Origin of the sequence: Flavobacterium sp. (assembly GCF_035456225.1) — a bacterium.
In the GTDB taxonomy this organism is placed as follows: domain Bacteria; phylum Bacteroidota; class Bacteroidia; order Flavobacteriales; family Flavobacteriaceae; genus Flavobacterium.
The window spans coordinates 1-9,273 of the sequence record NZ_DATIDM010000021.1 but is presented as its reverse complement, the minus strand read 5'-3'; the positions used below and the strand labels follow the sequence as shown (position 1 = coordinate 9,273).

The window sequence follows — 9,273 nt, the reverse complement described above, 5'->3', positions numbered from 1 at the left end:
CGAAGTTGATATGGTAAAAAATGCCGAAATGATTTACTATATGTACAATGAAAAAAACGAATTGGTAGGTATCGACAAAGGCGTGTGCAGCAGTATTCATCTAGAATTAGAAGACAACAAAATCCAAACGGTGACTAAATTTGTGAATCCTCAAGGAGAAATTTACCCTGAAAAAGACCTACCGGAAAATGCACGAAAGTTAAGAGGATTCATTTGGCGGGGTGATGAGGAAATAAAAACACTGGAAGACATCTTCCCTAAAGAAGAAAAAGAATTAGGAGAAAAAATAGCCGTAGACAGCAAAAAGGAACTATTAAAAGCCGAGGAACCGATGGAGGTCAAAAAAGAAACTTTGGAGTATGGAAAACCTCCGAAGAAAGCCACTCCGGCTCCGGCCAAAAAGAAGAAAAAGAAATAATTATCCCAAAATTGTTTAAATGAAAAGATTTTTTCTATTTCTTATTTTCTTTCAATTTTGCATTACCTGCTATTGTCAGGAGAGAAATGCGACTATAGTTTTTATTGACAATACAACTATGGAAGGTCTGGGCGAAATCAAAAGAAATAAGATATACTTCCGCATTTCAGAAGAAGACGAAAAAACAGAATGGAATTATGAGATGGCAAAAGGCATCATATTTTCAGGTTATGGTTTTTATGAAAAATACGAATACCAAAAACCTGACAAATACTCCAATCCAATAATAATGGAAGTAGTTGAAGAAGGAGATATCAATCTGTACCGAAAAAACCAAATTGGAACTTATACACCGAATTTTCGCGCGGGAGACATAAGAACCATATTTCCTGCTACAAATCAAACATTTCATAAACCAACGGACGCCGGCAACAGTGCTCCTCCCTATCCATTAACCGACGATTTTGCGACAACATATTTTGTGAAACGCGATAGTGAAGAATTCGCAACCGAGATTTCCTTCAGTTTTAAAAGCAGGTCACTGAAATATTTTGCCGATTGTGAGAGCATTATCAAGAAAATAAAAAGCAGGACATTTAATTCGAAGAATATACCTGAAATAGTCACCTATTACAACAATTACTGTTACACAGAAGAAGAATAAAATGATTAAAGATTTCTACCAATACCAGGCACAAACTTCACCTCACCCATTAGGAATGGAAGTTTCTCACGCCAAAGGTTCCTACATATACGACACCAACGGAAGAGCTTATCTGGACTTCGTAGCCGGCGTCTCTGCCTGCACGCTTGGACATCAGCATCCCAGAGTTCGCGAAGCCATGGTAAACCAATTGGACAAATACGCCCACGTAATGGTTTATGGAGAATACGCTCAAGATCCTTCGGTAGAATTATGCAGGTTATTAGCCGAAAACACCCCAGCTCCTTTAGACAAAGTGTATTTAGTAAATTCTGGTACAGAAGCAACGGAAGGTGCTTTAAAATTGGCCCGTCGCGTTACAGGAAGAAGCCAGCTCATCTCCTGTTTTAACGCTTATCATGGAAACACTATGGGCTCGATGAGCGTAATGGGATTTGAAGAACGCAAGCAGATCTTTCGTCCGCTAATACCGGATGTGGATTTCATCACCTTCAACAATGAAGAAGATTTATTGAAAATCACGGAAAAAACAGCGGGAATCATTTTGGAAACCATTCAGGGAGGCGCAGGATTCATTCAGCCTCACAACGATTTCCTTAAAAAAGTCCGCCAGCGTTGTGATGAAGTAGGCGCATTGATGATTTTAGACGAAATTCAGCCCGGGTTTGGCCGTACCGGAAAACTGTTCGGATTCCAAAAATACGATGTAGTTCCTGATGTGGTTGTGATGGGCAAAGGAATGGGTGGCGGTATGCCGGTAGGTGCCTTTATGGCAAAGTCCGAATACATGGATTTGTTGAGTCATGATCCTAAATTAGGACACATCACAACTTTTGGAGGTCACCCTGTAATAGCTGCCGCATGTCTAGCCACATTAAAAGAACTCCTTGAAACCGATTTAATGCCCAAAACGTTGGAAAAAGAGCAATTAATTCGTAAATTACTGGTACATCCTTTAATTAAAGAGGTTCGAGGCGAAGGTTTAATGTTGGCCGCAATGACAGAAAGTCCTGAAATCACCAATAAAGTAATATTTAAATGTCAGGACAAAGGACTGATTTTATTCTGGTTATTGTTTGAAGGGTGCGCCATCCGCATCACTCCGCCCCTGACCTTGTCTAATGAGGAGATTGAAGAAGGTTGTGGCATCATTCTTGAAGCTATGAACGAAGTGATGGAGGAATTAAAAGCCAACAGCTGACAGCTATCAGCCAATTGTTAATAATATTGTTTACAACATAAAAACGTTCATCAATAAAAGGCCTAAAACCTTTAGTAATTTTAATAAGGATAATTTTAAACAAGTGGAGTATGTATTTGAGTAACGAGGAAGAGGAAAACAGTTTATCCTTATCAAAGTTTGAATCAATGTTGAAAACCAACAAGGTATTCTTCTTTGACTCTGAAGAGTTTGAAGACATCATTCTTCACTATCTCGACACGGGCAGAATAAACTTAGCCAAAAAGGCTTTAAAATTAGGCTTAGAACAACACCCCAAATCAACCGGTTTGAAGTTGGTTCAAGTAGAACTTTTAATATTCGAGGACAAACTCGACATAGCTGAAAAAATGCTGAACGAGCTATATGCCATCGAACCTACCAACGAAGAAATTTACATTCAGAAGGCAAATATCCATTCAAAGAGAGACGAACACGAAAAAGCCGTTGAATTATTAAAATACGCCCTTAAATATACCGACGATTATGCAGATGTATACAACTTAATCGGGATGGAGTATTTATTTATGGACGAATTGGAACTGGCAAAGGAAAACTTTATCAAATGCCTGGATGAAGACATGGAAGATCATTCCGCTTTATACAATGTCGTATACTGCTTTGACTTCCTGGACCAATTTAATGAAGCCATTTTGTTCCTAAACAGTTTCATCGACAGAAATCCTTACAGCGAAGTGGCATGGCATCAGTTGGGACGCCAATACTACACTGTAAAAGATTATAATCAGGCGATTCGTGCTTTTGATTATGCAACATTGATCGATGAAAACTTCCTGGGCGCTTACCTTGAAAAAGCAAAAGCCTTTGAGAAACTGAAAAAATACCAGGAAGCCATTGATTGCTACATGACCACCATGGAATTGGATGACGCAACGTCATTCGCCTTGTTGCGTGTAGGGAAATGTCATGAAAAATTAGGCAACGATGAACTGGCTTTGCAATTTTATCTGAAAACCGTTCATGAAGATCCATTGTTAGACAAAGCGTGGATTGCCATAACAGACTTTTACATTCGTCTGAAAAATTTCCAAAAAGCCTTATACTATGTAAATAAAGCTATTGGAATCGACAATGAAAACAAATTATACTGGAAACGTTATGCCATCATCAACAAAGCATTGCATTTCTTTGAGGAAGCAGAATACGGTTTCCGAAAAGCAGTGGAATTCGGCGATCACGAATTGGACACCTGGTTGTTCTGGGCAGACATTTTACAATTCCTGGGCGAATTTGACAGTGCGGTTCAAACCTTGTTGAAAGCAACCGAATTTTTTCCGGAAGAGTACGAAATCGAATATCGTTTGGCCGGATTGTATTTCATGATTCAGGATGACACCAAAGGAAAATTCCACCTAGCTAACGGATTGCGATTGAATTTCGAAAACAAGACTTTATTAGAAGAATTATTCCCGGTAATCTGGAACTTAAAAATTGTCCAGAATGCCATCGCTAAACATAAAAAAGCAGACGAATAGTAAACCAAATACCACATTTTACTATTAACTTTACGGTCAGTTAGGAACAAACTAATTGACCGTATTTTTTTCAGTTCAATTACTGTTTTAAATGAATAGAGATGAAATCGAAAAAAGAAAAAAAACCGAAAAAGAAACAGTTTGGATTGATTGGAAAGAACATCAGTTATTCGTTTTCCAAAAAACACTTTACGGAGAAATTCGAAAAAATCAATTTCAAGCATTATTCGTATGCTAATTTCGACCTAGCTACCATTGATGAATTTCCGAAAATCATAGCCGAAACTAAAAACCTGAAAGGCCTGAACGTAACCATCCCTTATAAGGAAGAGGTGATTCCGCTGTTATCTTCTTTATCAAAAAACGCAAAAATAATTGGGGCAGTCAACGTAATAAAAATTTCAAAAAAAGGGAATCTGAAAGGATACAACTCTGATTTTTACGGATTTAAAAAAGCACTGAAGCCACTTCTCAAAAAAAGACACAAAAGAGCGTTGATTCTCGGAACAGGCGGAGCAAGTAAAGCCATAGCCTATGCGTTGAGAAAACTTCATATCGATTATGATTTTGTTTCCAGAACTCCGACAGAATATCAACTTTCGTATGAAGAACTTACAAAAGAACTTTTCAGTGAATACCAGATTATCATCAACACCACACCAGTCGGTACGTTTCCGAATATTGATGCTTGTCCGCCTTTGGATTATTCTTTGTTTAGCGAAAACCACATTGCTTTCGATTTGATTTACAACCCCGAGGAAACCAAATTTTTACGTTTGGCCAAAGAAAATGGTGCAACAACCAAAAACGGTCATGATATGCTGATTTTTCAGGCCGAAAAAGCATGGGAAATCTGGAACCGATAATATCAAAAAAACCAAACCATCCTGGTAATCAATACCATTATTTCAATAGCCCCGGCTGCAGTGGAAATCCTTGCTTTTTCAGCAAGATTGCAACGGAAGACGGGAAAATGGCTCACCGATAAATCCTAAACCATTCGCTCCCCTTTACCACATTTACATTTAAACAGAAAAATCTGTTTATTTAACCGGTTTTCTTTTGAATTATCGGCCTGTTTAAGTATCTTTCGGCTCAATTATGTTAAACTTAAGCATTACTTACAATGTTAGAAGAAAAGAATGATAACCTGCCAGAGGCAGAAGGACAGGAGCAAATTACACAAGAGGAAACAGCTCAAAAAACAAATCAATCAGCCATAGAAGCAATTGAGAGTTCAAATGCAGAAGAGAGCGAGGACGAAAGCATCAGCGAAGGACATGACATCCCGATGCTTAACTACGAAGCTATGTCGATGGAAGAGCTGACCGAGGAACTTCATAAATTAGTTACCAACGAAAAATTACTTTCGATTCGCAATCACGTAGAAGAAATCAAAAAAGAATTTCTGGTAAAATACCATCATTTTATCGATGAGAAGCGTGATGAATACAGCCATGAAAACAATGGCGACACCAGCGGATTTGAATACCATTTCCCGCTGAAACATAAATTCGATGCGATATACAATCAATACAGGGATCAGAAAAACCAGCATTTCAAGCAAATCCAAAACAGCCTTAAACACAATTTAGACATTCGTTTAGCGATAATTGAAGAGCTGAAAAACGTTATTGACAATTCCGGCGAAAACATGCAGGAAATGCTAAAAACGGTAAATGAATTGCGCGACCGATGGAAAAATGCCGGTCCGATTCCGCGTGACAAATACAACCATGTCTGGAATAATTTCCATTTTCATATTGAGCGTTTTTACGACCATTTGCATTTAGACCGCGAAGCACGTGATTTAGACTTCAAGCACAACTATGAATTGAAATCAAAGATCATTACACGCGTCGAAGAATTGGTTAATGAAGAAGATGTTCCAAAAGCATTCCGTGAATTACAATCGCTGCATAAAATCTGGAAAGAAGAGATTGGTCCGGTTTCCCGCGAGCACCGTGAGGAATTATGGAACCGTTTCAGTGAACTGACAAAACAACTTCATGACAAACGTGAGGCTATTTTTGCTAAAGTACGAGAAATCGAAGTTGAAAATTTGGCAAAGAAAAACGAAATCATTGCCCAAATAGAAGAAATTGCCAACGAAAAAATAACTGCTCACAGCGCATGGCAGGGCCAAATTGAAAAAATAGAAGCTTTGCGCGCTGCATTTATGAAAGCAGGAAAAGTGCCATTAGAAGTTAACGAAGCTACATGGGCCAGTTTCAAAGAGGCTGTCCGCAATTTCAACGCACAAAAAAACACATTCTACAAAGACATTAAAAAAGACCAGCAGGACAACCTGAATAAAAAAATGGCCTTGGTTGAAAAAGCAAAATCATTACAGGAAAGTGAAGATTTTGGCAGCACAACGCCAATCATGAAACAAATTCAGGAAGAATGGAAAAAAATTGGTCATGTGCCGAAAAAATATTCCGATAGCGTTTGGAAAGATTTCAAAGATGCCTGCAACCATTACTTCGACAGAATGCACGAAAAACGCAACGAAGCCAGTAATGAAGAGGTGGAAGCTTTCGACAAGAAAAAAGAGTATTTGGAAAGCCTCAAAGATTTTCAGCTGATCGGAGAACACAAAACCGATTTGGATGCGATTAAAAAGCATATCGAAACCTGGAAATCATTTGGTAAAGTGCCGCATGCCAGACGTCATATTGAAGGTAAATTCAACAAGATATTAGACGCGTTGTTCGATAAATTGAGTTTGTCCAAGAAAGACGCTGAAATGGCAAAATTCAGCAATCGTTTAGAGCAACTTTCCGGAAATGAAGATACAAGACAGCTTCAAAACGAACAAATCTTCATCATGCGTAAGATTGACGAGATGCAGAGCGAAATCATCCAATTGGAAAACAACATCCAGTTTATCTCCAGCGGTAAAAATTCGAAAACGGAAAATCCGTTTGTAAAAGAAGTGCAGAAAAGCATTGACCGTCACAAAGAGGAGTTGAAAACCTGGAAAGAGAAACTAAAACAGATCCGAAGCCTTAAACAGGAATAAGCAGAACACAAATAAAAACCGCACCTTATCAAATAAGCTGCGGTTTTTTTATACCATACAGATTTTAAAATCCTATATGATTATGACCAGCGAGGAATTAAAAAAAATGCAAACGCCCTTAAAAGAGAAATATGCCAAAAATGGAGATGCTGCCTTGATAACCTTAAAAGCAGAGGGACATATCGGCGAAAATATTTCCTGTAAAATTGAAACCGGTTTAAGAATATCAGAAGCCGGCCTTCATCCTGCAACAGGCGGAAGCGGTTTACAATTATGTTCCGGTGACATGTTACTGGAATCGTTGGTAGCCTGTGCGGGTGTAACCCTAAACGCTGTTGCAACCTCTCTTGAAATTAATCTGGAGGAAGCCATTGTAAAAGCTGAAGGCGACATAGATTTTCGGGGAACGTTGGGAATCTCAAAAGACGTTCCGGTCGGTTTCAAAGAAATCCGACTGATTTTTGAAATCAAAACAAACGAAAGTGACGAAAAAATACAGGCACTTTTAAAATTAACCGAACGTTACTGTGTTGTCTATCAAACTTTAATAAATAGTGTGAAGATGGATGCAAAAATTATCAACGTTTAAAAATTTATTTTCGCCCGTAATCCCAAGTCACTAACATTTTGCGTGTCGTAATGGTTGGTTCAGACACTATTTTCTTCGAAATTCTCGGTGTAATCTGTCTATCCATATACGTTTCATCTTTAAACTTTTTATGTTCGATTATAGCCGAAACTTTCACGTTAACATCTATCGACTGAACGTAGTTATCATTTTTCAGCATTACGAAGTAACGACCTTGAAGCATATTACTTTCCGTGAATTTTTTAAAAGTGGCCACACCTTTTCCAAAATCGAAGGATTTAATTGGTTTTTCCTCCATAAACAGTTTTTTGTTTTCTTCATTAACCAAGGCATATTCCACATCTTCACCGTTGGAAGGCAACGCTAAATTCGTAATTGCCCCAGCCGCGATTCCGCCCAAAGGTGTTGAAAAATAGGACGCGACACCCTGTACAGCACCTACAATCATTTTTCGGTTCTGGTTCCAGTAATCATTGCTTTCTTTTCCTACTCCAACCCAATAGGCCCAAGCAACGACTTTTTTGGTTTCGTTTTCGGAAATCAAGTTTTTTGGTAAGGTAAAATGAACACTGGTTCTGTTGGTATCAAGAGTGGTTTTAGCGTTTACCCTCTGACTTTTATCCAAAACCATTTCTTCGTATTTCTTTTCATAGTCGACAATTTTTCTGGTTTTCTGAACCATCAGCGTATCATAGCCTAAAACCACATCTTTGGTTGCCGAATTCCATGTTGTGTCCTGTACCGTTACCCATTTTACAGCAGTATCAAAATTAGCTGCAGCCTCACCTGGAGGAATGCGCTGAATCAATACATAAACAGTTCTCCCTTCCGAACTCTCATTTTTGAATTTGAATTGATAGGCCGATTTGTGAATCACCACAATTTCCTGCTTCTTCACCTTTTTATCATCCACCACCTTAAATTTGATATTATCCGGATATTCGGCAACGGAAACTTCGCTCATTTTTTTACCGTTGTCTTCCGAAAAAGTAAAAACAATTCTGTCCCCTTCCGTAAAGCCAAAATTTAATTCTTCTGTAGCATTCGGTTTAATTTTTAAAGTCTGTTCCGTTACTTTAACAGCCTTTTGAGCCATTAGCACGTTGGATATCAATAGTAATAAAAGGGTAATTTTTTTCATTCCTGCTTTGTTATTTTGTAAAATCATAATCGCGTTCTACTTTAGCGATGCGTACTTTAAATTCGTTATACCAATCGGTTCTGCCTTTTTCACGAGCAATGGCGTGTTCAGCGTTCATTTTCCAGTTTTTAATGGATTCTAAATCACTCCAATAGGAAACTGTGATCCCGATTTCGTTTCGAGCCGATTCCACTCCCAAAAATCCGGGCTGCTGGCTGGCCAATTCAACCATGCGATCTGCCGTTTGGGAATACCCTTCTTCCATTTCCGATCTTTCAGAAGTAAAAATCACTGCGTAATATGGCGGTACAGGAGTTTTTGCTATCATACTTTTTCCTTTTCCCTTTTCCCTTTTTCCTTTTCTCTTTTTCCTTATCCCTTTTCCCTTTTCCCTTATCCCTTACAACTTCTTCGCTTCCTCCCAAAAAACATCCATCTCGGCCAAGGTCATTTCCGAAAGCGGTTTTCCTAACTCATTGGCTTTGCTTTCCAGATACATAAATCGCTTCATAAACTTCTTATTCGTGCGTTCCAAGGCATCTTCCGGGTTGATATTTAAGAACCGTGCATAATTTATCATCGAGAACAAAACATCGCCAAATTCGGCTTCTATTTTATCCTGATTTGCATTTTCAACCTCATGCTGCAATTCGCCCAATTCCTCCTGTACCTTCTCCCAAACCTGATGCGGTTCTTCCCAATCGAAACCAACTCCTTTTAC

The 9,273-nt window shown here is 38.6% G+C and carries 9 protein-coding genes and 1 pseudogene; 7 read left to right on the top strand and 3 right to left on the bottom strand.

What is annotated here, in order from left to right; all coding sequences use genetic code 11:
• The 7 genes and pseudogenes from VLB74_RS01025 to VLB74_RS00995 all read left to right on the top strand — a co-directional run.
• Positions 1-418 (top strand): annotated as a pseudogene (locus VLB74_RS01025) (OstA-like protein); the annotation flags it as partial.
• Positions 419-437: 19 nt separating this feature from the next.
• On the top strand, positions 438-1,082 hold the full coding sequence (locus tag VLB74_RS01020; protein WP_325201610.1) for a hypothetical protein: 645 nt from the start codon (positions 438-440) through the stop codon (positions 1,080-1,082).
• A 1-nt stretch (position 1,083) separates the two neighbouring features.
• On the top strand, positions 1,084-2,283 hold the full coding sequence (locus tag VLB74_RS01015; protein ID WP_325201609.1) for an aspartate aminotransferase family protein: 1,200 nt from the start codon (positions 1,084-1,086) through the stop codon (positions 2,281-2,283).
• Positions 2,284-2,393: 110 nt separating this feature from the next.
• The gene (locus tag VLB74_RS01010; protein WP_325201608.1) at positions 2,394-3,797 is read left to right on the top strand and encodes a tetratricopeptide repeat protein; all 1,404 of its coding nucleotides are present in this window, start codon (positions 2,394-2,396) and stop codon (positions 3,795-3,797) included.
• A gap of 101 nt (positions 3,798-3,898) precedes the next feature.
• On the top strand, positions 3,899-4,663 hold the full coding sequence (locus tag VLB74_RS01005) for a shikimate dehydrogenase family protein (RefSeq protein ID WP_325201607.1): 765 nt from the start codon (positions 3,899-3,901) through the stop codon (positions 4,661-4,663).
• 260 nt (positions 4,664-4,923) lie between these two features.
• Positions 4,924-6,822, top strand: a complete 1,899-nt coding sequence (locus VLB74_RS01000) for a DUF349 domain-containing protein (protein ID WP_325201606.1) — start codon at positions 4,924-4,926, stop codon at positions 6,820-6,822.
• Between the two features lie 106 nt (positions 6,823-6,928).
• A complete protein-coding gene (locus VLB74_RS00995; RefSeq protein WP_325201605.1) occupies positions 6,929-7,411 on the top strand; it encodes an OsmC family protein in 483 nt (160 codons plus the stop codon).
• Positions 7,412-7,415: 4 nt separating this feature from the next.
• Here VLB74_RS00995 and VLB74_RS00990 read toward each other — a convergent pair whose 3' ends face one another.
• From VLB74_RS00990 to VLB74_RS00980, 3 genes are all read right to left on the bottom strand, one after another.
• Positions 7,416-8,552: a hypothetical protein gene (locus VLB74_RS00990; RefSeq protein ID WP_325201604.1), complete on the bottom strand. Its 1,137-nt coding sequence runs from the start codon at positions 8,550-8,552 to the stop codon at positions 7,416-7,418.
• 10 nt (positions 8,553-8,562) lie between these two features.
• Positions 8,563-8,880: an antibiotic biosynthesis monooxygenase family protein gene (locus VLB74_RS00985; RefSeq protein WP_325201603.1), complete on the bottom strand. Its 318-nt coding sequence runs from the start codon at positions 8,878-8,880 to the stop codon at positions 8,563-8,565.
• A gap of 72 nt (positions 8,881-8,952) precedes the next feature.
• On the bottom strand, positions 8,953-9,273 hold a 321-nt coding region (locus VLB74_RS00980; protein ID WP_325201602.1), incomplete at its 5' end, for a MazG nucleotide pyrophosphohydrolase domain-containing protein.

Excerpts from the sequence above, each read along its gene's own strand:
- VLB74_RS01020 (WP_325201610.1), top strand. The coding sequence starts at position 438 with ATGAAAAGATTTTTTCTATTTCTTATTTTCTTTCAATTTTGCATTACC.
- VLB74_RS01015 (WP_325201609.1), top strand. The coding sequence starts at position 1,084 with ATGATTAAAGATTTCTACCAATACCAGGCACAAACTTCACCTCACCCA.
- VLB74_RS01010 (WP_325201608.1), top strand. The coding sequence starts at position 2,394 with ATGTATTTGAGTAACGAGGAAGAGGAAAACAGTTTATCCTTATCAAAG.
- VLB74_RS00985 (WP_325201603.1), bottom strand. The coding sequence starts at position 8,880 with ATGATAGCAAAAACTCCTGTACCGCCATATTACGCAGTGATTTTTACT.
- VLB74_RS00990 (WP_325201604.1), bottom strand. The coding sequence starts at position 8,552 with ATGAAAAAAATTACCCTTTTATTACTATTGATATCCAACGTGCTAATG.
- VLB74_RS01000 (WP_325201606.1), top strand. The coding sequence starts at position 4,924 with ATGTTAGAAGAAAAGAATGATAACCTGCCAGAGGCAGAAGGACAGGAG.
- VLB74_RS00995 (WP_325201605.1), top strand. The coding sequence starts at position 6,929 with ATGCAAACGCCCTTAAAAGAGAAATATGCCAAAAATGGAGATGCTGCC.
- VLB74_RS01005 (WP_325201607.1), top strand. The coding sequence starts at position 3,899 with ATGAAATCGAAAAAAGAAAAAAAACCGAAAAAGAAACAGTTTGGATTG.